Raw genomic sequence first — 21,651 nt, 5'->3', positions numbered from 1 at the left:
GAAATAATGGATAACGATTATTCCATTCCCGTAAAATTGCTTTGGTCAACAAAAGCACCGGTGCACAAAACCATACATGGACATTTGAGGGCGGCTCACCCGAAACCTATAACTAAAAAGATCCGGCGATAGTAATAACACAATTTCTAATCAAGCCTCATTTAGTCATCTGTGTTCATTTTCGTTCATCTGCGGCTAATTCTTTATCACACTATACAACACCTCCTGGATCTTCGGCCTGATATTCATTTGCCCAAATCGCGGATTGTCTCTCGTTGGATTTACCCTGTTGGAAAGAAATACATACACCAGGTTTGCTTTTGGATCTACCCATACACAAGTGCCGGTAAAACCGGTATGACCGAAAGTTTCTGGTGATGCACTTAATGAAGGATAGGGCTCATTCCCTTTCGCATTATCTTTTTCAGGTTTATCAAAACCCAAGCCGCGGCGGCTTGTCTTGCTGTGATAGGCAGTGAATAATTTGATTGTTTCTTTTTTAAAGTAGCGTTCGCCATTAAAGACTCCACCATTCAATAACATCTGGTAAAGCATCGCCAAATCATATGCGTCGGAAAATAAGCCGGCATGCCCTGCTACACCGCCAAACATCGACGCTCCTTCATCATGTACATCTCCCCGTATCAACTGGCGGCGAAAATGTTCTTCTTTTTCAGTCGGGACAATTTTATCAACTGCAAATTCAGCCCTGGGTTTAAAGCCGGTCGTCCGCATTCCCATTTTTCGATAAAAAGTTTTTTCTACATACTCATTCAGCGGCATGCCTGTAATAGATTCCACCACTTTACCTAAATAAATAAAATCATTATCGCTATACACATATTTATTGGCAGGGCCCAGCGGACTCGCCGCTATCCGGCTCATCAGTGTATCTTCCCAGTCATTACGGAGATAAAGGTTTTCAGCCACCCGGTATTCAAAGCCCGGCTTCTTTTTGTCATTATATAAAGCTGGATTGGGAATGCCGGTAGCAGAATCGATAGTTTCCTTATAAAAAGAAATAAAAGGAACCAATCCCGCCTGGTGCATCAGTATATCATCGATTTGTAGTGAAGCCTTATTAGTGCCCCTAACCGCAGGCAGGTAATTGCCTAACCGTTTTTTCAGGTCCAATTTTCCCTGTTCATATAATTTCATGACGGCAACAGTAGTGGCGGAAATTTTTGTCACTGACGCCAGGTCAAAAATGCTCTCCACATTCATGGCAGGTGAAGAGCCGTACTCATAATTACCAAATGCCTTATTGTACAAAATTTTTCCATTGTGTACCGCCAGTACCACGCAACCAGGAAATGCTTTTTTGGCAATCGCATCTGCAACAATAGAGTCAATAGCATCTAACTTATTTGGAGGAAGACTGGCCCGCACCGGTTTTATACCTCCATGTATAATACCGGCGCCTGGCTTGAAACCACAAACGCTTACCGGCAATTTACCCATGGAAACGATCTTTGATTCCAACAGGTCAGCGGCAGCCTGCTGGGTGATATCATCATCCTGGTAACAGGCAACCAGGTTAGTTGCATCGCAGAAATTGGAAATGGCCAGCACATTGCCAAAAACAAAAGTTACAGCATTGAAGGATTGTAATTCTTTGACGAGCTTGACCGCAGCAGGACTGATCAGGTAATTATTGGCCGGCCTGAGATTATAGTCATGTACCCCGATCACAATTGATTCATACTTGCCCTCTTTAATGGCAGTTAAAATTCTTTCCGGGTCCTCATCCTTATAGGAAAAGAAATAGGTATCCGCATCCTTATCTTCTTTTAACCTTTTACCAAATGCATTCAGTTCAGCTATCCCGATTCCCACATAAGCTATTTTTCTTTTGCCGGTGACAGGAAAAGCTTTGGATTCATTTCGTAATACAGTCAACGAATTTTTTGCTGCCTCAAATCGGATTTCGTTTGTTTTCGCATTCAGATCTTCCAATAGGTTCTCCGTATTGATGGGCTGCCATTGATATAAGCCAAGCTCATACTTTGCTTTCAACACTTTTTTTACTTTCTCATTGATAGCGTCCCAGCTGAGTGTTTTTTCTTTGATCGCATTCTTTACTGCATCAATTGTTTGTTCCACATCTTCAGGCAGGCAAAGCATATCATTGCCGGCAATCAGCGACTCAACGGCGATTGTGCCGCCGGGAAAATATTTTGCCACTCCTTTCATCTCCAGGGCATCGGTAAACACAAGACCCTTATACTCCATTTGATCTTTTAATAAACCTGTTACTGCATTTTTTGAAATAGAGGTAGCTCTGTTAGCGGTACTATCGATAGTTGGAATAGAAAGATGTGCGATCATCACACTACCGACCCCCGCTGCAAACAAAGCTTTGAAAGGCATTAATTCTGTTTCCTGCAGTTGCGCAACGCTTTTGTTGACAATGGGCAGATCGTAATGCGAATCGACATCCACATCTCCATGGCCGGGAAAATGTTTGGCGCAAGCCATGATGCCGGCATCCTGCATCCCTTTCATATAGGCTACGCCGAATCGGGCCACTTTAGTTTTATCTTCTCCAAAAGAACGATAACCAATAACAGGATTGTTAGGATTGTTATTAATATCTACCACCGGCGCATAGTTCACATGCACACCCAGTCGTTTACATTGCTCTCCTACTGCCAACCCCATTTTATAAACCAATTCATCATCATTTAATGCGCCGAGTGTAAGCTGGTAAGGAAATTTGGTAACGCTGTCGAGCCGCATGCCCAGGCCCCATTCCCCGTCGATAGTAATCATCAAAGGCGTTTTGGCCATGCTTTGATAGGCATTGGTCAGGTCAGCCTGCCTTACCGGGCCGCCCTGGAAAAAACATAAGGCACCTACATTATATTTTTGAATATCATTAGTCACTTTGGCAATATGATCAGGACCGAGATTGGAATGCGCCCTGATGACCATTAGTTGTGCAATCCTTTCTTCCTTGCTAAGGCTACTAAAAACACTATCGACCCAGGCGTTGGCGGAAAGCCCACTTTTATACTGTGCAGTTGAGAGAAGTGGGGCCGCAAAAAACAGCAGAAATAGTGCTCTTTTTATCATCATGATAGTAAATTATTCTATATAAGTAAAACACCGCTAAAATTAAATGTTTTGATGCCAGGAAATCGTGAAGAGTTGCTTAAAAGGCAAATTGTTATTTTTGCCGGCGGAGAAAATTAATTGTGCCAGATAAGATTCTATTATTACCCGATAACATAGCCAACCAGATAGCAGCTGGTGAAGTGATACAGCGACCAGCAAGTGCAGTGAAGGAATTGCTGGAAAATGCGGTCGATGCAGGAGCTACCGAAATCAAATTAATCATTAATGATTCAGGTAAATCATTATTGCAGGTAATTGATAATGGAAGCGGCATGAGCGAAACCGATGCAAGAATGTGTTTCGAACGGCATGCTACTTCTAAAATCACCAGCATCGAAGATCTCTTTCATATTCGCACCATGGGTTTTCGGGGTGAGGCTTTGGCCTCCATTGCAGCGGTGGCCCAGGTGGAATTAAAAACAAAAAGAGCGGAAGATGAGGCAGGCGTCTATATAGAAGTAGAGAATAGTGTGGTAAAAAAGCAGGAACCCGTGGCTGTACCGAATGGCACTAATATCGCCATGAAGAATCTGTTCTTCAATGTCCCGGCAAGAAGAAATTTTTTAAAAAGCAATGCTGCCGAGATGCGGCATGTCGTAGATGAATTTACAAGGGTGGCATTATCCTTTCCACATATTTTCTTTTCATTGATCAGTAATGGCCAACAGATCTTTCACCTGGAGGCTGGCAGCCTGAAACAACGCATCATTCAATTGCTCGGCAATACCTACAATAGCAAGCTGGTCTCAGTAAAAGAAGAAACAGACTACATGAATATTTATGGTTTTGTTGGCAAGCCTGACACAGCCAAGAAAACCAGGGGTGATCAATATTTCTTCGTCAATAGCCGCTTCATCAAAAGTGCTTACCTGAACCATGCGGTAATGAATGCCTACCAGGAAATGGTAGCTGTTGACAGCTTTCCCATGTATGTGTTATTCATCGATCTTGATCCTGCGGTAATAGATGTGAATGTGCATCCTACCAAACAGGAAATAAAATTTGAAGACGAGAAGATCATTTATGCATTTGTGCAGGCAGCGGTGAAACATGCACTGGCCCAGTACAGCGTTACCCCTGCCCTGGATTTTGACCTCGATGCATCGATACAACAGCTACCTTCCATTCAACAACCGTTTACAGAAGAAAAGCAGTCAGCGGCATCAGCTTCTTCACTCTTCAAAGGGTTTACACAAAAAAACCAGGCACATTTTATCGAGCCGTCGAAAAAAGCTGAATTAAAACATTGGCGGGAATTTTATGAGAGTCCGGAGACGGGAGTCAGGAATCAGGAATCGGGAGTTCAGAGATGGGAGACCGTACCGAACGCCGAAGTAGCTCCACCCGTGACTCATGACTCACGACTCACGACTATTGAAGATGCTGACCTCACCCAACTTCTCAACACTTATATCGTCGTTCCTTCTTCAAAAGGATTTATACTAATCAATCAGCAATCAGCGCATGAAAGAGTATTGTATGATCAATTAAAAGCTGCCGGGCAGGGTAAGCCTATTGCTACGCAACGAAGCATGTTTCCATCCACCATTGAGTTAGCACCTGCTGATACGGTAATACTGGAAGAACTGATGAGTGACCTGCAGGAACTGGGCTACATGATCGAACCATTTGGTAAAAACACCTTTGTGATACAAGGCACCCCAGCCGACCTCGACGCCGGCAATGAAAAACAGGTGATCGACCTTTTGATTGAGCAATACAAGCATTTCAATCCCGAATTAAAATTTTCAAAAAGGGAAAAATTAGTTCGTTCGCTGGCAAGACAACAGGCAATTAAAACCGGAACAAGATTAACGGAAAGAGAAATGAAACAATTGGTCACTGATCTGTTTGCTTGCGAACAAGCTAATTCAACGCCTGATGGCAATCCTACCTATTTAGAGTTTAAGCAGGAGCAGTTGGAAAAACTATTTGGTAAGTGACCTGATTAAGACTTCTGTCGGGTAAATACATAAGAAAACCTAAACTCCAAAGCCGGGTAAACTGTTCCTGAAAAATGATTCAGATCAGTTGCATCAGTAGCATATCCGGCTCCCACATGTGTTGCAAATGACCATTTTTTTCCCAGAGGTCTTTGTAGTCCCCAATGCAGGTTCATCAGCAGCGCATCATAAATTCCGGAGTTTTCGGCAAGCCCCTTTGTAGTATACCGAAGCCGCAAGCCGATATAATTGCCTGCATTTAACGCTGTTGTCTTATCACTTTCGGCTCTCTTTTTCCGATTGTAAAAAAATTTAGGTGTTACAGAAAAGTATATGGCAGGGTTGGTAATATCCAATTTATAGGTAAGCTCGTTTAACCAGATATCGTATCCCCCACCAATACCAGTCGACAGATCAATCGTTGCGCTTTTACCAATCTTCGGTTCGAAGGTGATGCCCACCCCCTGTAAGCCCAGATCCAGTTTTGTTAAAGTGCGGAGTTGTTTATTGACCGGCCGCTGTGCAAATAAGAAAAGAGAAGTAAGTAAAAGGACAAGAGTAAAGATATTTCGTCTCATAATAGAATGGTTTTGGATGGTAATATTACCTATCCAAAACTTAAAGAAATTAAAAACACATCTCAATCTAATGTTAATTTGAGCTAATGATTTTGCTTTTATTCATATCAGAATTTATTCCGGATTGTTTGCAAAAACTTCTCCACTGCCCTCCTTATATCAGTGGGTGAAGCCTGGTGGTTGTTAACCAGCACGGAAAAAATCAATTGCCTGTTTTTCTTTGTCTGTAAAAAACCGCTGATGGCTACAACGCCGGAAAGTGTTCCCGTTTTTGCATAGATAGAGTTGCTGTCTGCAACATAATAATTCTCGAGTGTGCCCCTGCCACCTGTTGGAAAAATAATTTTGATGCGTTCCACTCCAAATTCTTGTCTCATCTTATTGAGAATAGCAACAAAATTCTGTGGTGTAAACAAATTATAACGGCTGAGACCCGAACCATCTGCCCATTTTGGTTTTTGAGGCAGGTCTTTAAAATCTGTTTTTAAAATGGTATCAATGATCTTTGCATCATTCATCACACCCAGCCGTTCATTACTGACCATTTGTAGTGCCTGCTCGGCAAAGAAGTTATCACTCCGATGCATCATGAGGCTAAGCATCGCATCAGTTCGCTGCGAGAAAATCTTTTTTGCATTCTTTAATGAAGTGTTTTCAGACATTGCCAGCTTCAAGCCCCGGACTGTATCTTTTAATAATGAAATAGCTAATGCGGTAGAGGTAATAAAAGGTATTTCCTCATTTTCTATAGCTGATGAATCTGGTCTCCATAAAAATTTGTTTTCACTCATTACCCGGTTAAAAGAATATTTATTGCTGCTTCTGTCAAAAAAGGGAGTTGATTCTTTTCCTTCGTAAGCAAATTCAAACTGGCCGGGAAAGATTGTAATACCCTTTTCGGATCCCTGAATGTGCACCACATTCCCATAGATCGGAAATTGGCTTCGCTCGGCCATATAATAAACCGCATAGTCGCCCCATGACCAGCCAGCACCCCATGGCGTATCTTCCCATTGATGGGCAGTGGTCAATAAATATTCAGCAGTAGTATCTTTTTTGAAAAAATCAATCACAGGCTGTGTGGTAAAATCAGGATGTAGCAAAGTAGGATCACCTGTCGGTTGCAACCAAAATGATTTTTCTCCCTTGTTATTCTGAAAGCCAACATATCTTAGTCCGGTTAAACTATCTCCCAGATATTTCATCGCAGCATAGCATGTCGGGATTTTTACATTGCTTGCAGGTACAAAATATTTTTCACCATTGTAATCATACCAATGCTTTCCGCTAGCCGGCTCATAAATGCTGATGCCGACATGTGCTGTTTGCAAAGCGGGTACGTCCAGCACATCTATATCTGCAGATTTAGCTATTTTCTTTTGAACAGAACAAGAAGCAAAAAGTAAGTACGAAGTAAGAATTACGAAGTACGAAAATCCAGGACCAGTTTTCCTGATTTGAAAATTGAGCATTGAGAATTGATTATTGAACATTAATAATTCGTCCTTCTTTGGCGCTTTGTTTAGCTGCTTCAATAATATGAATGATCCTTACACCGTCCGTTCCGGGAACAGGGTTAGGCGTCATCTTATGGATCGCCTTGTATATGTCGGTAAAGTAGTTCATATAATTCCCGGGAGTTGACAGCCTTTTTTCTTTTATTTCTTTTCCATCTGCAACAATATTTAAAAAACCATCTGGTTCTTCCGGCGCAGGACACCAGGTCTCTATTGTTGGTGTTACCCCTTTCAGCAACTGCGTTTCCTGTAAGTCGGAACGTTTCTGTAAAAAAGTTCCTTTTGCACCATTCAGGATATATTCCGGTACCGGTTCTTTTGCAAAGCAGGTACCTTTTAACCGAACCCTGAAAGACGGGTAATATAAAATGATCTCGAAATAATCATCTACCGGGCTTCCATCCCGCATCGCCATCATATCGGCAAACAGTGAGTGTGGTTGACCAAACAATTGTAAAGATTGATCAATCAAATGGGCGCCAAGGTCGTATGTAGTACCAGCACCGGGCAGATCTGTTTCTTTATGAACTTTATAACTTATTTCAGGCCTGTAACGGTCATACCGGATCTCCACTTCTTTTATTTCTCCTAATAATTTATTCTCCAACACTTCTTTTACCATTTTATAGTCGCCGTCGTAACGCCGGTTTTGATACACGAACAGCATTACGTTATTTTCAGCGGCAAGTGCAACCAATTCTTCGGCTTCCTTCGAAGTAACGGTAAATGGCTTTTCAACAATAACATGCTTACCTGCCGCAAGAGCTTTCTTTGCGTATTCAAAATGTGTTTGAACAGGTGTGTTGACAATAATAAGTTGGAGAGATTCATCAGCGATCAATTCATCTACCGACCGGCATAGCCTGGAAGCAGGATATTTTTCTCCCGACTCATTTTTACTTCTTTCAACGATTGCTGTCAATTCGAAACCCGGGTGGTTTTGAATAAATGGCGCATGAAATAATTTGCCACTCATGCCATAAGAACAGATACCGGTTTTGATAATAGAGTTATTCATGTATATTGACTATTTTTCTTTGTTTTCATTCAGGAAGGGCTCAAATTCTTCCAGCCTCAACGTGTTGATCTTTGGAAAATTGATTGTTTTCAAAATATCAAAATGCCTGTCATTGGTTATCAAATAATCCGCGTCAGCAGCAAAAGCACAATCTGTAAATTTATTATCGGCTGCATCTTTACTTATTAGCTGAAGCCGGAAATAAGTATCAATCAAATGCACAGAAGATAATTTTGAAAGCGTTCTGACAACAGCTCTGGCAACCTCCAGCGACCAGTGTTCTTCAATTTTTTCTTCGTACTCGTGTAATATTTCCGTCGTCAGGTAAACGTCAACTTTCTTCTCGGTTATGGCTTTGTAAAACCAGTGCCAGGGTGACCGGTTTGATATAGATTCCAGTAAAACATTTGTATCAATAACTACTTTCATCTTATTAGCCACCATTATTTGAGAATGGAATGCGTGCTTCTTAAAGCCAGGCACACATTTCCCATTTTTCATACCCTAATCATTTTCACATTTACACATTAGCCCCTCTCCTGTGCCCTTAACCAACGCTCCGGTATTTCATTACTGCTTGCCAATAAATAATCTTTATAACTGCATGCTATGTAACGATGATCTGGCAGCTGCATCCACCATCTTCCTGTTTTCTTGCTTTGTAAAAACGTGGTTTCTACTTCTGCAAAAGCCATGTGATATTCATTGAACGATTCTTTTTCATTTAGCTGTGCTTCCCGTTTGCCGCGGCTACGGCCATCGATCACATACCAAAGCATCTGGCTGATTTGCCTTGCCGTCAATTCATCTTTATCATGCTGGGCATTGTAACCATAAATTCCAATGCTTTTTACATTATGACTCATACCTGCGTAGCGCATCAGCACACAAGCTTCCTCACCATTCAGTCCATTGGGAGAAACAGTATTGGCCGGCGCATAGGCACTTGCAATAGCTGATATGTCGAATGAGAAAAGATCAGTGTTGCGGATCACGGGCTCCATTTCTTCAATACTTTCTTTCACATGTCCCACCCGGAAGCAATCGAACCGCAGCTTGTCCATTGTTTCCAGCATCCGCGGATGCACATAATAACTTTGAAAGGCGATATGATTATAATGTCGCAGGTAGTTTGGCTCACCGGTCAGCATTTCCATCAAAAAATTTTCATGCCTGAAAGGTGAATCAATATTCAGATCAATCAATGCATCCACGCAGGAGGCTTCGATCGATTTTTTATTACCGGTATAAGCCTGGTATTGTGCAAGAGTGAGATCGTGCGAACCTCCAAGAATGATCACTGTTTTACCATCATTCATCAATTCATTGATCACTGTTTTCAATGCAGCATATGAATCGCCAAAGGAGGAACCTGCTTTTACATTACCAATATCCGCCATACGGATATCTGTGTGCCAATAATAAAGCTGGTAAAAATGCCGGCGGATAATATCGGGAGCATTACTTTCACCACCAATCAACCCACTGCCCCGCTGTTCGGCGCAACCCACCAACACGATTTGCACTTCATCCAGATCAGGAAATTCTTCATCATACACCGGGATGATCCTTCCCAGCTGACCATCCTTATAACCTTCATCATTCGATATTTCGTGGATGTTGATGGGAGACAGAAAGTCGGAAATGTTTAAATAGTCTGACATGGTTGCAAGATAAATATCTGAACCGGGATTTAGATAGATTGATAGGATTAAAAGAGCATCCCATGTAAGGCTTCGCCAAAATCATTTAAATCCAAAAAATCGGAGTTCTGACTTATTTTTGCCGCTATGGAGCAATTGTTACAGCAGATAGAAGAATATAAACAAGAGATCAGTGCATTCAAGGCTACCGACGAAAAGCAGGTAGAAGAGTTTCGCATCAAATACCTGGGCACGAAGGGCATTGTGAAAGCCATCATGGGTGAAATGAAAACGGTGCCGGTTGAAAAGAAAAAAGAATTCGGTCAGATCCTCAATGAGTTCAAAGTTTTCACAGAGGAAAAATATGCGCAATTAAAAGAAGCAACGAACAACCAGCAACCGGGAACCAGCAACCAAATAGACCTTTCACTTCCGGGTGACCCTATTCCTATTGGCAGCCGCCATCCCGTTACGTTGATGAAAAACCGGATCGTATCCATTTTCCAGCGTTTGGGCTTTGCGGTAGCTGAAGGTCCCGAGATCGAAGATGACTGGCACAATTTCGGCGCATTGAATTTGCCACCTCACCATCCTGCCCGCGACATGCAGGATACTTTTTATATACAACAAAATCCCGACTGGGTTTTGCGTACCCATACCAGCAGCGTCCAGATTCGTGAAATGGAAAAAGGCAAACTGCCGATCCGCATGTTAATGCCCGGCCGCGTGTATCGCAACGAAACAGTGAGTGCCAGGAGCCATTGCTTTTTTCACCAGGTAGAAGGTTTATACATCGATGAAAATGTTTCTTTCGCCGACCTGAAACAAACCTTATACTTTTTTGTAAAAGAAATGTATGGAAAGGATGTAAAGGTTCGTTTCCGTCCGTCTTATTTTCCTTTCACTGAACCAAGTGCTGAAATGGATGTGAGCTGCTTTATCTGCGGTGGCAGCGGTTGTAACATCTGTAAAAAAACAGGCTGGGTAGAAATATTAGGATGTGGCATGGTTCATCCCAATGTATTATCGAATTGCGGCATTGATCCCAATAAATACACCGGCTTTGCATTTGGTATGGGTATTGAACGTCCCGCTATTTTAAAATATGGCATCAATGATATTCGCTTATTCAGCGAGAATGATGTAAGATTTTTGAAGCAGTTTACAAGTTCCATATAGAACCCCTGTCCACGCCGCGGCAGATAAGTTAGGTTGTAGATAATATGACTATTTGAGTGTTCGCTTACCAGATAGTTTTTTATCTAACTTTATAAAAATGAAAGATTCTCCCGAGAAGTATTGACCCAATTACTATGCAGATAATACGTTCTATACAAAATAGGATATACGAAATAAGAGGCGAACGGGTTATGCTGGATTTTGATTTAGCGGCACTTTATGAAGTAGAAACAAGGATTTTGAACCAGGCCGTAAAAAGAAATGCAGGACGCTTTCCTAAGGATTTTATGTTCAGAATTACAAAGACAGAATTTGAAACAATAAAATTTCAAATTGATAACTTAAACCAAAGTATGTCATCACAGATTGTGATGACATATCCCAGTAAACGGCCGGATGCATCATTGCCTTACGCCTTTACAGAGCAAGGCATAGCTATGCTGAGTGGTGTTTTGAATTCTGACAAAGCGATAAAAATGAACATCAGCATCATGCGGGCTTTTGTCGCAATAAGGAGAATTGTACTGCAGCAGGGGGATCTAATATCTCAATTGAAAGAAATAAAGGAACGATTGGGTGAACACGATGTACAGCTTTCTCAAATTTATGATGCTCTTGAAAATTTACTCGATGAAAAAGCGTCTCAAAGAAAATGGGAAGATCGGGAGCGAATAGGCTTCAAAAAATAGAAATCAATAATAGATCTCAGATATCAATCAATCTGCACAAATCATGGTTCAGACAATCTGCATTTGCGGCGCCGGCACTATGGGTAGTGGTATTGCCCAGGTAGCTGCGCAGTCTGGTTCCGCCACAATTTTATATGAGCTGAACCCATCTGTTTTAGAAAAAGCAAAGTCTTCCATTGAGAAAAGTTTGCAAACCCTGGTTGAAAAAAGCAAGATCGATGAAGCGGCTAAGCAGGAAATAGTAGCGCGGATACAATTTACCGGTGATATCAACCAATGCAGCGCGGATGTTTTTATCGAAGCCATTATCGAAAAGCCGGAGGTAAAAATTTCACTGTTTAATCAATTAGCAGAATTGAATACGGCCGACGCCATATTTGCCAGCAATACCTCCTCATTATCCATATCTAATATTGCGAGCCAGGTAAAACATCCGGAGCGGGTTATCGGGATGCATTTTTTTAACCCGGCACCCGTTATGAAGCTGGTGGAAGTAGTGAACACCAATTACACGAATGAAGAAACAACACGAATTATTATTACCCTTGCCAGGCAAATGGGAAAAACACCGGTTGTTTGTAAAGATTCCCCTGGCTTTATTGTAAACAGGGTGGCAAGACCTTATTATATTGAAGCATTGCGCCTGGCAGAAGAGGGTATTACTGATTTTGCAACCATTGATAGTTTATTGGAAACTTCTGGTTTTAAAATGGGACCCTTTAAACTGATGGATCTGATTGGCAACGATATTAATTATGCAGTCAGTTGTTCAGTATATGAACAATTGTATCATCCTGAAAGATTAAAACCTTCCTTTATTCAGCAGGAAAAAGTGGAAAAGGGAGAGCTGGGAAGGAAAACCGGTAAGGGCTATTATCAATACTAATTGATAGGATGAAAGAATGATATAGGTATCTTCGCAGTTATTAATTTGTCAACTTGTCGAATAAAATACTTGTAACCGGTGGTACGGGATTTCTTGGCGCCTATCTCATCAAGGAATTAGTTGAACGAAAATATGCCGTTCGTGCTATCCGGCGCAGCCAGCAACTTCCTTTTTATATTTCCAAAGAAATTTTTTCCAGGGTGGAATGGGTAGATGGTGACATACTGGATGTAATTTCTTTAGAAGATGCAATGGATGGAGTTGACAAAGTGATACATAGTGCAGCTATTGTTTCTTTTGATAAAAAACACAGGGCAAACATGTATCATGTGAATGTCGAAGGAACAGCCAATGTGGTAAATATGTCGCTGGAAAAAAATATCAGCCGCTTTGTTCATATCAGTTCGGTGGCAGCATTAGGACGAACTGCACATGGCGGCAAAGTGGATGAGGAAAAAAAATGGGACGAAAACGGTGTCAATACTCATTATGGCAAAAGCAAATACAAAGCAGAGCTTGAAGTGTGGCGTGGCTTTAGCGAAGGACTTAGTGGTGTCATTCTTAATCCCAGCACATTTTTAGGTTATGGTGACTGGAATACCAGCAGCTGCGCCATTTTTAAAAAAGTATACGACGGGTTCAAATGGTTTACCCCTGGCATTAACGGCTTTGTGGATGTACAGGATGTGGCCCGGGCTGCTATTGCATTGATGGAGTCTGATATCACTGAACAGCGCTACCTGATCAATGGCGAAAACTGGCCTTTTAAAAAACTACAGGATACTATTGCCGAAAACATGGGTAAACCAAAACCCAGCCGCCTCACCACTCCTTTTATTTTGAATGCGGCCCGGCGACTGGAAAAATTAAAATCGATGATCTCGGGTCACAAGCCCTTGTTAACAAGAGACAGCATCAAAGTCGCATTAAGCCAAACTTATTTTGACAATCAGAAATTTTTACAGGCAGTGCCTGATTTTTCTTTTACTCCGCTGGAGCAAACCATTGAAGAAGCCTGCCGGAAATATCTCCACAACCCTGGTACTGCGCAACACTAACGAACATCACTCCATCGTTTAAGCATTTATTAACAACAAATAAAAACTTAAAAGTAGTTTCCGCAGCGGAACTACGCTATCTCCACCGACTGGCAATTCGTATCTTTAAACATTAACTCAGTTTCTATGCAAAAACTACGTTTGATACTTTTTTTCCTGGTATCATTATTTTCAACTCTTGCTTATGGACAGTTTACCGTAGTAGGTAAAATTGTGGATGCGGAGAGTAAAGAACCTTTGAACGGCGCTTCAGTGTATTGTCAAAACACCACTATCGGTACTACCACTAATAAACAAGGAGAGTTTTCACTTCAGCTAAAATCCGGGGGGTATGAACTGATCATCAGCTATACCGGCTATCAAACAAAACAGATACGCATTAGTCATGCCGATAGCAAAATACCCGATATCGAAATGGCAAAAGAGGAAAAGAGCCTGGGGGAAGTAATTATTAAAACAAGTAACGAAGTAAAAGACGGCTGGACAAAATATGGTGGCTTTTTTATGGATCATTTTATCGGCACTACGCCTAATGCGGCTAAAACATCACTCTTAAATCCGGAAGTACTAAAGTTCTACCTGCTCAAGAAAAGTAATAAGCTGAGGGTATTGGCCACCGAACCTTTGCAAATTGAAAACAAAGCTCTCGGCTATAATCTCCGGTACCAGTTGGACTCATTTATCTATAACTACAATAATAATATCAACTCTTACCGCGGGTTTTGCCTGTACACTGAGATGGAGGGTGATGACAGCCTGAAAAAAGTATGGACAGCAAACCGGGAAAAAGCCTACGCCGGATCCAAACTTCATTTTATGCGGAGTTATTATGACAGCGCTTTATTAGAGGAGGGATTCACTATTGATTTGCTGGACGAGAATGACAATAAAAAATTCAACCGCGTTGAAAATATTTATGACAGCACTTATTATGGAGCATTGGATAGCACGATGCAGGTTGAGATCTGGTTTCCGAGAAAGATCAGCATCACCTATACCAAAATGCGACCCGAACCAGAATACCTGAAACAGTTTAAACTCCCAAAGAATGTGCCGGTTCAACTTTCCTATATCGATATGACGGATGCTATTGCCATCAAAGAAAACGGATATTATTACGATCAGAAAGACTGGATCAACCAGGGATATTGGAGCTGGAAGAACTTAGCAGACCAGTTGCCATATGATTATTAGAAACCCTCCCGACCTCCCTAAAGGGCTGCCACCATTGCACAGCCCTCGCAAAATATTATTGATTCTTAGTTTCCGCATTAGTAGTTTCCAGATCAATAAAGCTATTCAACTATCCGGGTCTGTGCGACAGCAAGTCTCCCTTTAGGGATATTTAGAGGGTTTCATTACTTTTTCCCAAAGTTGCGGGATACGTTTTATCCAAACGAACTCTTTCATTTTTTCCCTGGCATCTTCCACGGGTGAGCCGAAATATACTTTGCCACCTGCAATTGAATCTTTCACCCCACTCTGTGCATATACCACTGCATCTTTTCCTATCGTTAGTGTTTTGCTTACCCCTACCTGCCCCCAGAGGATCACACTATCTTCAATGGTAGTTGCGCCGGCAATACCTACCTGAGCTGCAAACAAACAGTTCTTACCTACTACTGTATCGTGCCCGATATGTACCAGGTTATCCATTTTGGTACCTGCTCCTATCCTCGTATCACCACTCACTCCCCTGTCAATGGTGCAACCAGCTCCTATTTCAACACCATTTTCTATAACAACCCTGCCACAGCTCAGCATTTTTTTATAGTGAATATCACGGTTGGTTTTTTTATTGTAGTAAAATGCATCACTGCCAATCACCGTTCCTGCCTGTATCACTACATCATCCCCGATCACACAATGATCCAATATGGTCACATTGGGATATATAACACAGTTTTTCCCGATTGTTACATGATTGCCGATATAGGCATTCGGCATTATTACTGTTCCCTCACCAGCTGAATAGGAAGAGCTGAGCAACTGCATCGAGGGATTAAATGGCCGGAAATGTTTTACTATAGTTTGATACGCTTCGAAAGGTTCGGGTGTAACCAGCAAGGCCTTGCCGGAAGGAAAATCGGTTTGCTGATTGATAATTATAAAGCTGGCAGCCGAATGAATACACTTGTCATAATACTTTGGATGATCCACAAATACCAAATCACCTTCTTCTACTTTATGAATTTCATTTATTCCGGTTGCAGAGGCAATGGTATTACCAATTAACTCCGCACCGATCAGTGCAGCAATTGTTGTAAGCGGAACGGGTTTATCAAAACGCATACAGGAATGATTTGCACAAAGGTAAATGGTATAAACAGCCGGATTATTCCGATAGAGATCATTTTTTCTTCGGGTTTGGTCAGCTCGGCAAGAAATTCCAAAAATATTTTTCGTCGTCTTTATTACAGTTCGCCTCCATTAAATTGAATTGATCATTGACTTTGCAAGAATGGGTTTTCATTGAAATTAAATATCACTCAGTAAAAGTTGCGCAATGAAACGCTTGCTGCATCAATGTTACAGGCGATTGAAAAAATAAAATTTATTGGTTGAAGTAAACAACGATAAGAAGATCTTCCATCATCATCATTTAACCGGTAGTAAAAAGCCTTGTCCTTATCCACAAGCCAAAACAAAATGTGAATAAAATTCTTAATAAAAATTTTTTAGATAGTAAAAATTATATTTAATATTGTGTTGGGAAATTCGTTTCCCTGTACTTACTAACCCATCCATTATAATGATCCCTTCGAGTAATCGGAGGGATTCTTATTTACCCCTACCCCTAAAAGGGAGTAATAAGAAATTATAAAACGGGTTGTTTGAATAATTCATTGTTGTTTTTCGGGTAATCAAACTATTGTTGCGCAGACCACATTACAAACAAAGAAGAAAAGAAAAAAGCAGATCATTACTATAGTAATATTGGTAAGCAATAATAAAATATCTTTATAGCCAATCAAAAATCCTATACATGCTGAAATCCATGACCGGCTTCGGAAGAGCCGAAAACAACGTAGGAGACAAAACATTTCTTATTGACATCAAGTCCCTCAATGGAAAACAATTTGAATTGCAACTCCGCTTACCTGCTATCCTGAAGACTTATGAGTTTGACATTCGCCGCTTACTTTCAGAACGGCTAGGCCGGGGAAGTGTCGATTGTATCATTAGTCTTAAAGAAACGGGATCAGCCAAACCTGTAACCATTAACACCGACCTGGCAAAAGCCTATTATAAATCATTGTCGGAACTCTCCACGGATCTGGGTCTCGATCCTTCACATATACTCAGCACCCTGGTAAAATTGCCGGAAGTGATCACGCCGGGGAGCGATACATTAAGCGACACTGAATGGAATGAATTCAAAAAGATACTATTGTCCGCCATAGAAAACATCAACCAGCACAGGCTGGATGAGGGCAAGTCGCTGCAAGATGAGTTGGTGATCCGGATCAATAACATCCTCGACAACCAGCAGGAGGTTATCAAGCTGGAACCTCTCCGGCAAAAAAAGATCAGGGAGGGTATCACCAAGCTGTTGGAAGAAAATGTAGGCAAAGAAAACTACGATGACAACCGGTTGGAGCAGGAGCTTATCTATTACATTGAGAAAATAGACATCACAGAAGAACAGGTGAGGCTGAAAAACCATTGCGATTATTTTATTTCCCTGCTCAATGAAAATGATGAATCGAAGGGTAAGAAGCTATCATTTATTCTGCAGGAGATAGGGCGGGAAATAAATACCACCGGGTCGAAAGCCTATGATTCCGCCATTCAAAAGCTGGTGGTAACCATGAAAGATGAACTGGAAAAGGCGAAAGAGCAGGTTTTAAATGTGCTGTAAATAAAACACTCCTGGCTTGTAGTCCTGGGCTACAGGTGTAACGGGTCGTTTCTTAATTATATTTGCAAAAAACTAATCTTGAAATTTTTTACGTCCATCAAACCTGTTCTGCTCGTTGCTCTTATCTCGCAGCTCGTAGCTGTTTCCTGTACCACCATTGACTTATATGAAAAAAGTGTAACAATTCCTGGCCATCAATGGAACAGCAGCTTTAAGCCGTCGTTTGATTTTACGATAAAAGACAGTTCAGCACCTTATCGCCTATTTTTCATCTTGCGCCACAATGAGAAATATAATTTCAATAATATTTTCATCAATGTGTATGTCAAGGGGCCGGGACAGGATACCGTACAGAAAATACAACAAAACCTGGTATTGGCTACTAATGATAAAGGCTGGCTCGGTACCGGCATGGATGATATTTATGAACATAGAATTCCCCTTGGCCCCGATCAAAGTTTAAAAGCCGGCAATTATACATTTACAATAGAGCAGATCATGCGGGAGGATCCGCTGGAAAATGTTTTAAACGCAGGTTTGCGTATCGAAAAGAAATAAAACGATAAATGCCAGGAACCAGCCGAAAAAAAATAAGAAGGGCAACGATCATTTACTGGCTCATGCTTATTTATATTGTTGCCGCATTAGCCTGGTGGTTTATTTCACTGCAAAGACAGAGCAACGCCCTCGCTGATTTTAAGCTCAAACAATTAAACGCCACCATCGACAGCAGTTCCTCGCCGCAGCTTTACCAATCCGAATACAACTTAATTGCCGATTTTAAAAAAAGGGAAGCTATCAAACATGTCAGTGAAGGCCTTTTCTTTTTCGCCTTGATTGTGATAGCCGCCATGTTTGTCTTCCGAACCGTCCGGCGTCAATTCAAATTGCAACAACAGCAGCAAAACTTTATGATGGCGGTAACGCATGAATTGAAAACACCTATTGCTGTCGCCCGGCTCAACCTGGAAACGATGCAGAAATATGCCCTGGATCCTGAAAAACAAAAACGGCTTATTCATACTACACTTGAAGAAACCTCACGCCTGAATTTTCTAACCAATAATATTTTGATTTCCTCACAACTGGAGGGTGGCGGCTATCAATTTTCGAAAGAGGAACTGGATCTCTCGGATTTATTAAAGGATTGCCTCCATGATTTCAGAACCCGTTTCCCGGAAAGAGAGTTTACAGAAAATATAGAAGCGGATACGGAAGTAAAAGGCGATCCCCTGCTTTTACAGATATTGATCAACAACCTTATTGAAAATGCGATCAAATATTCGCCTAAGGAGACACCGATAAAAGCATCGCTGAAGAAAACAGATACAGTAGTGGAATTGGAAATCACCGATGAAGGGCCAGGTATTCCGGATGAAGAGAAGAAAAAAATATTTTATAAGTTCTACCGCATTGGCAGCGAAGCTACCCGAAAAACAAAGGGCACCGGCCTGGGCCTGTACCTTTGCAGCAAGATAGCTGACGATCATAATGCGGACATTTCGGTGACAAACAATACTCCCCGCGGCAGTACTTTTGTTGTCAGGTTTTTTATCTGACATGGGTTATCGCCATAGGATGAACCAATTTAAATGAGATCAGTTTATTTACAATAAAAAGGTCATGAGCCAGGAAAAAAAACCATCTATTCTTTTGGTAGAGGACGAAGAAAATCTTCATGAAGCTTTAAAACTAAACCTGGAGCTTGAAGGATACGAGGTGACATCGGCTTTTGACGGCGCTGCGGCGCTAAACACTATCAATAACGAATATTTTGACCTGATCATCCTGGATGTAATGCTCCCGGAGATGGATGGCGTTAATGTAGCTGAAACGATCCGGATCAGTAATAACGAAGTTCCCATCCTTATTCTTAGTGCTAAAAACAGCAGCGCCGACAGGGTGCTTGGTTTAAAAAAAGGAGCGGATGATTATTTGACCAAACCCTTCAACCTTGAAGAGCTTTTGCTAAGGGTGCACAAACTCATTAATAAAAATAAAAAACTGCAGGACAGGTCTACAGTTGGCAATACTTATTCATTTGGTGATAACCTGATTGACTTCAAAGCCCAGGAGGCTTCTACCAAATCCGGTCAGAAGATACAATTGAGTAAAAAAGAAACCATGCTGCTCAAATTACTCATTGAAAATAAAAATGAAGTGGTTCCAAGAGAAAAGATACTACAGGCTGTTTGGGGTTATAATGTATACCCCACTACCCGTACCATCGATAATTTTATATTGAACTTCCGGAAATATTTTGAAGATGATAGCCGGAACCCGAGGTATTTCCATTCGGTAAGAGGGGTGGGCTACAAATATTCTGAATAAAAAACTTATTGCCTTGTTCGCTGGCTTATTTTCTCTATGGATAATTTAGCTCTTTCCAGCAACTTCATTTTATCCATACCGATTGTATCTGCATTGATAAAAATACCCGTTTCGCATTGCTCCAAAATATCCAGTATCTCCTTTTGTTCTTTCCCCTCAATTCCCGCCCCGTTCATCGCCTGCAACAAGTTTGCTTTATTGGCTTTGCTTCCTCTTAAATTGAACTGTTCGCTGAGAAAAGTCCAGACACCGTTTCGCAGGTTGGTATAAAAAGTTTTGTCGTCGGCTTCAGATAAAATAACGGCAGGTTGTAACCATTGAATATTTGGTGCAGATTTCGTTTCCTGCAATTCCGGTACTGGTTTGATTTTTTTCCTCTTTCTTATCCAAAAAAATAGCAAGGTTCCGAGTGCAATCAACAGGGCTAATAAGCTCCATTTTTTATAGGCGCCATTTCCGGGGGTTGCGAACCCATTATTTTTTTCCGCAACAAACTTTTTTTCTTTGCCGGTTATGCTAATGCTGATCGGTTTAGTAATTAGTTTTTTGTAGTCATTGCTATCGGGATTGAAAAAAGAAAAATTGATAGCTGGCAACTCATACCTGCCGGGTTTGGCGGATACAAACCGGAAATGAAATTCCCGCCTTCCGGTCATTGGGGAAGTTTCGTGTGATAAATAATCTTTGATGATGGGTTCAAGACCTTCAATTCCTGCAGGCCATTGCACGGCGGGTGGAGATAACTGGGTAAAATTTCCTTTACCACTTATGATGATGACGAGGTCGGCCTCTTCATTTTTCGCCAATTCACTCTTTTCTACAAACGCATCAATAGAAAATTTCCCGGTGGCGCCATTGAATTCAGCAGGTTTATTTTTTGATGGGGTTGCTTTTACCGCAATAGCAATCGCTTCGGTACGCATATTATTTTCATAGACCACCGTGTTTTCTTTTTCAATACTCCTTGCCTCCGGGAAAACACCTTCCACGATTTCCTGTTCCGTTTTTTTGTGCACAGCACTTTTTGAAAATTCTACTTTATTCTGCACTTCCATTGGATCAATGGTAAACTGTCCTGCCTGCAATGGATACAATTGCACTTTCCTGACGACATGCACATCGAATTTTTTTCCGCCTACTACTTCGGTCATCATCATCTTATTGTTCAGGCTGATCATATCCTGCACGGTAAATCCATAAAATCCCGGGTTCTTAACGATGTCTGATTTGGATTCCAGTCTTGAATACAACTTGAAAATAGCAGTGACCGGCTCGCCAACATAACAGGCCTTTTTGTCAACCGCCACTTTCATAAAAAGATTGTGACGCATTTTTTCATAAGGATCTTCACCCGGTGCTAAAAAATAATCTTCATTAGGTTCCATTAATTCCTGCTGCGAGCCGCGGCTACCTGCCGCAGCTTTACTCAGTATTTCGATCTCCGCATTCTGACTTTTTATATAGTTATCTCCAACTCTTGCGGCTGCACCGGGAATAATAAACTTGCCGGGCTTTGCCGCTACAAGCGTATACACAATATTTTTTAGTTTGCTGGCGCCATCAATGCCATATGCTGACCCAACATAGACATTTGGTCCGCTGACAGACCTAAATCCTTTAAAATCCGGTGGGAAAAATTCGTCTTCTTTGTCCAGGTTTTCCAGCACATACTGCACCTGGAAAGGTTCACCCGCCACAATAGGCCCCTGCGTCACAATAGTTTTAAAAACCAATTGCGCTTGCGTGCAGATGTAAGGCTGCATCAACAATAAAAAAATGGTTGTATGTGAAAAAAATTTCTTCATCAAATCATTTACTAAAAATAAAAAA

The 21,651-nt window shown here is 41.4% G+C and carries 18 protein-coding genes; 10 read left to right on the top strand and 8 right to left on the bottom strand.

Annotated elements, in window-relative coordinates:
* Positions 1–195 precede the first annotated feature (195 nt).
* A complete protein-coding gene (locus P2W73_RS22595; protein WP_276504381.1) occupies positions 196–3,078 on the bottom strand; it encodes a serine hydrolase domain-containing protein in 2,883 nt (960 codons plus the stop codon).
* Between the two features lie 119 nt (positions 3,079–3,197).
* Here P2W73_RS22595 and mutL point away from each other — a divergent pair, with 119 nt between their 5' ends.
* Positions 3,198–5,060, top strand: a complete 1,863-nt coding sequence (gene mutL, locus P2W73_RS22590) for a DNA mismatch repair endonuclease MutL (RefSeq protein WP_276504380.1) — start codon at positions 3,198–3,200, stop codon at positions 5,058–5,060.
* A 5-nt stretch (positions 5,061–5,065) separates the two neighbouring features.
* Here mutL and P2W73_RS22585 read toward each other — a convergent pair whose 3' ends face one another.
* From P2W73_RS22585 to P2W73_RS22565, 5 genes are all read right to left on the bottom strand, one after another.
* The gene (locus P2W73_RS22585) at positions 5,066–5,638 is read right to left on the bottom strand and encodes a hypothetical protein (protein WP_276504379.1); all 573 of its coding nucleotides are present in this window, start codon (positions 5,636–5,638) and stop codon (positions 5,066–5,068) included.
* A gap of 107 nt (positions 5,639–5,745) precedes the next feature.
* Positions 5,746–7,110, bottom strand: a complete 1,365-nt coding sequence (locus tag P2W73_RS22580) for a D-alanyl-D-alanine carboxypeptidase (RefSeq protein ID WP_276504378.1) — start codon at positions 7,108–7,110, stop codon at positions 5,746–5,748.
* A gap of 10 nt (positions 7,111–7,120) precedes the next feature.
* Positions 7,121–8,173 carry a Gfo/Idh/MocA family oxidoreductase gene (locus P2W73_RS22575; protein ID WP_276504377.1) on the bottom strand — a complete coding sequence of 351 codons (1,053 nt, stop codon included), beginning with the start codon at positions 8,171–8,173 and terminating at the stop codon, positions 7,121–7,123.
* A 9-nt stretch (positions 8,174–8,182) separates the two neighbouring features.
* Entirely contained in the window at positions 8,183–8,674 is a 492-nt protein-coding gene (locus P2W73_RS22570) for a putative toxin-antitoxin system toxin component, PIN family (RefSeq protein ID WP_276504376.1), read from the bottom strand.
* A 26-nt stretch (positions 8,675–8,700) separates the two neighbouring features.
* Positions 8,701–9,837, bottom strand: coding sequence for a formimidoylglutamase (locus P2W73_RS22565; protein ID WP_276504375.1), 1,137 nt, complete (start codon positions 9,835–9,837; stop codon positions 8,701–8,703).
* Between the two features lie 126 nt (positions 9,838–9,963).
* Between P2W73_RS22565 and pheS the strand changes: the two genes are divergently transcribed.
* The 5 genes from pheS (at position 9,964) to P2W73_RS22540 (ending at position 14,822) form a co-directional block, all read left to right on the top strand.
* Complete coding sequence (gene pheS / locus P2W73_RS22560; RefSeq protein WP_276504374.1) at positions 9,964–10,995, top strand: phenylalanine--tRNA ligase subunit alpha; 1,032 nt, start codon at positions 9,964–9,966, stop codon at positions 10,993–10,995.
* Positions 10,996–11,129: 134 nt separating this feature from the next.
* Positions 11,130–11,684 (top strand): ORF6N domain-containing protein, encoded by a 555-nt coding sequence (locus P2W73_RS22555; protein ID WP_276504373.1) that lies wholly within the window; start codon positions 11,130–11,132, stop codon positions 11,682–11,684.
* 43 nt (positions 11,685–11,727) lie between these two features.
* Entirely contained in the window at positions 11,728–12,570 is an 843-nt protein-coding gene (locus P2W73_RS22550) for a 3-hydroxyacyl-CoA dehydrogenase NAD-binding domain-containing protein (protein ID WP_276504372.1), read from the top strand.
* Positions 12,571–12,623: 53 nt separating this feature from the next.
* Positions 12,624–13,628, top strand: coding sequence for an NAD-dependent epimerase/dehydratase family protein (locus tag P2W73_RS22545; protein WP_276504371.1), 1,005 nt, complete (start codon positions 12,624–12,626; stop codon positions 13,626–13,628).
* Positions 13,629–13,754: 126 nt separating this feature from the next.
* Complete coding sequence (locus tag P2W73_RS22540) at positions 13,755–14,822, top strand: carboxypeptidase-like regulatory domain-containing protein (RefSeq protein WP_276504370.1); 1,068 nt, start codon at positions 13,755–13,757, stop codon at positions 14,820–14,822.
* Between the two features lie 141 nt (positions 14,823–14,963).
* Here the strand turns inward: P2W73_RS22540 and P2W73_RS22535 are convergent, their stop codons facing one another.
* Positions 14,964–15,920, bottom strand: coding sequence for a UDP-3-O-(3-hydroxymyristoyl)glucosamine N-acyltransferase (locus P2W73_RS22535; RefSeq protein ID WP_276504369.1), 957 nt, complete (start codon positions 15,918–15,920; stop codon positions 14,964–14,966).
* 694 nt (positions 15,921–16,614) lie between these two features.
* On the opposite strand from P2W73_RS22535, the gene P2W73_RS22530 reads away from it, so the two are divergent.
* The 4 genes from P2W73_RS22530 to P2W73_RS22515 all read left to right on the top strand — a co-directional run bounded on the left by P2W73_RS22530 (position 16,615) and on the right by P2W73_RS22515 (position 19,821).
* The gene (locus P2W73_RS22530) at positions 16,615–17,490 is read left to right on the top strand and encodes a YicC/YloC family endoribonuclease (protein ID WP_276504368.1); all 876 of its coding nucleotides are present in this window, start codon (positions 16,615–16,617) and stop codon (positions 17,488–17,490) included.
* 78 nt (positions 17,491–17,568) lie between these two features.
* A complete protein-coding gene (locus P2W73_RS22525) occupies positions 17,569–18,048 on the top strand; it encodes a gliding motility lipoprotein GldH (RefSeq protein ID WP_276504367.1) in 480 nt (159 codons plus the stop codon).
* Between the two features lie 8 nt (positions 18,049–18,056).
* Positions 18,057–19,049 (top strand): sensor histidine kinase, encoded by a 993-nt coding sequence (locus P2W73_RS22520; protein WP_276504366.1) that lies wholly within the window; start codon positions 18,057–18,059, stop codon positions 19,047–19,049.
* Between the two features lie 64 nt (positions 19,050–19,113).
* Entirely contained in the window at positions 19,114–19,821 is a 708-nt protein-coding gene (locus P2W73_RS22515) for a response regulator transcription factor (protein ID WP_276504365.1), read from the top strand.
* A gap of 5 nt (positions 19,822–19,826) precedes the next feature.
* Here the strand turns inward: P2W73_RS22515 and P2W73_RS22510 are convergent, their stop codons facing one another.
* The gene (locus P2W73_RS22510; protein WP_276504364.1) at positions 19,827–21,626 is read right to left on the bottom strand and encodes a BatD family protein; all 1,800 of its coding nucleotides are present in this window, start codon (positions 21,624–21,626) and stop codon (positions 19,827–19,829) included.
* Between the last annotated feature and the right edge of the window lie 25 nt (positions 21,627–21,651).

Source organism: Terrimonas pollutisoli (assembly GCF_029360765.1).
Lineage (GTDB): Bacteria > Bacteroidota > Bacteroidia > Chitinophagales > Chitinophagaceae > Terrimonas_B > Terrimonas_B pollutisoli.
This window is presented reverse-complemented; position numbering and strand designations above follow the sequence as displayed.

What these genes read in the sequence shown, in the direction of transcription:
- P2W73_RS22530 (WP_276504368.1), top strand. Translation starts at nt 16,615, where the DNA reads ATGCTGAAATCCATGACCGGCTTCGGAAGAGCCGAAAACAACGTAGGA.
- P2W73_RS22595 (WP_276504381.1), bottom strand. Translation starts at nt 3,078, where the DNA reads ATGATGATAAAAAGAGCACTATTTCTGCTGTTTTTTGCGGCCCCACTT.
- P2W73_RS22575 (WP_276504377.1), bottom strand. Translation starts at nt 8,173, where the DNA reads ATGAATAACTCTATTATCAAAACCGGTATCTGTTCTTATGGCATGAGT.
- P2W73_RS22565 (WP_276504375.1), bottom strand. Translation starts at nt 9,837, where the DNA reads ATGTCAGACTATTTAAACATTTCCGACTTTCTGTCTCCCATCAACATC.
- P2W73_RS22555 (WP_276504373.1), top strand. Translation starts at nt 11,130, where the DNA reads ATGCAGATAATACGTTCTATACAAAATAGGATATACGAAATAAGAGGC.
- P2W73_RS22585 (WP_276504379.1), bottom strand. Translation starts at nt 5,638, where the DNA reads ATGAGACGAAATATCTTTACTCTTGTCCTTTTACTTACTTCTCTTTTC.
- P2W73_RS22515 (WP_276504365.1), top strand. Translation starts at nt 19,114, where the DNA reads ATGAGCCAGGAAAAAAAACCATCTATTCTTTTGGTAGAGGACGAAGAA.
- pheS (WP_276504374.1), top strand. Translation starts at nt 9,964, where the DNA reads ATGGAGCAATTGTTACAGCAGATAGAAGAATATAAACAAGAGATCAGT.
- P2W73_RS22520 (WP_276504366.1), top strand. Translation starts at nt 18,057, where the DNA reads ATGCCAGGAACCAGCCGAAAAAAAATAAGAAGGGCAACGATCATTTAC.
- P2W73_RS22535 (WP_276504369.1), bottom strand. Translation starts at nt 15,920, where the DNA reads ATGCGTTTTGATAAACCCGTTCCGCTTACAACAATTGCTGCACTGATC.
- P2W73_RS22550 (WP_276504372.1), top strand. Translation starts at nt 11,728, where the DNA reads ATGGTTCAGACAATCTGCATTTGCGGCGCCGGCACTATGGGTAGTGGT.
- P2W73_RS22570 (WP_276504376.1), bottom strand. Translation starts at nt 8,674, where the DNA reads ATGAAAAATGGGAAATGTGTGCCTGGCTTTAAGAAGCACGCATTCCAT.
- P2W73_RS22510 (WP_276504364.1), bottom strand. Translation starts at nt 21,626, where the DNA reads ATGAAGAAATTTTTTTCACATACAACCATTTTTTTATTGTTGATGCAG.
- P2W73_RS22540 (WP_276504370.1), top strand. Translation starts at nt 13,755, where the DNA reads ATGCAAAAACTACGTTTGATACTTTTTTTCCTGGTATCATTATTTTCA.
- P2W73_RS22580 (WP_276504378.1), bottom strand. Translation starts at nt 7,110, where the DNA reads ATGCTCAATTTTCAAATCAGGAAAACTGGTCCTGGATTTTCGTACTTC.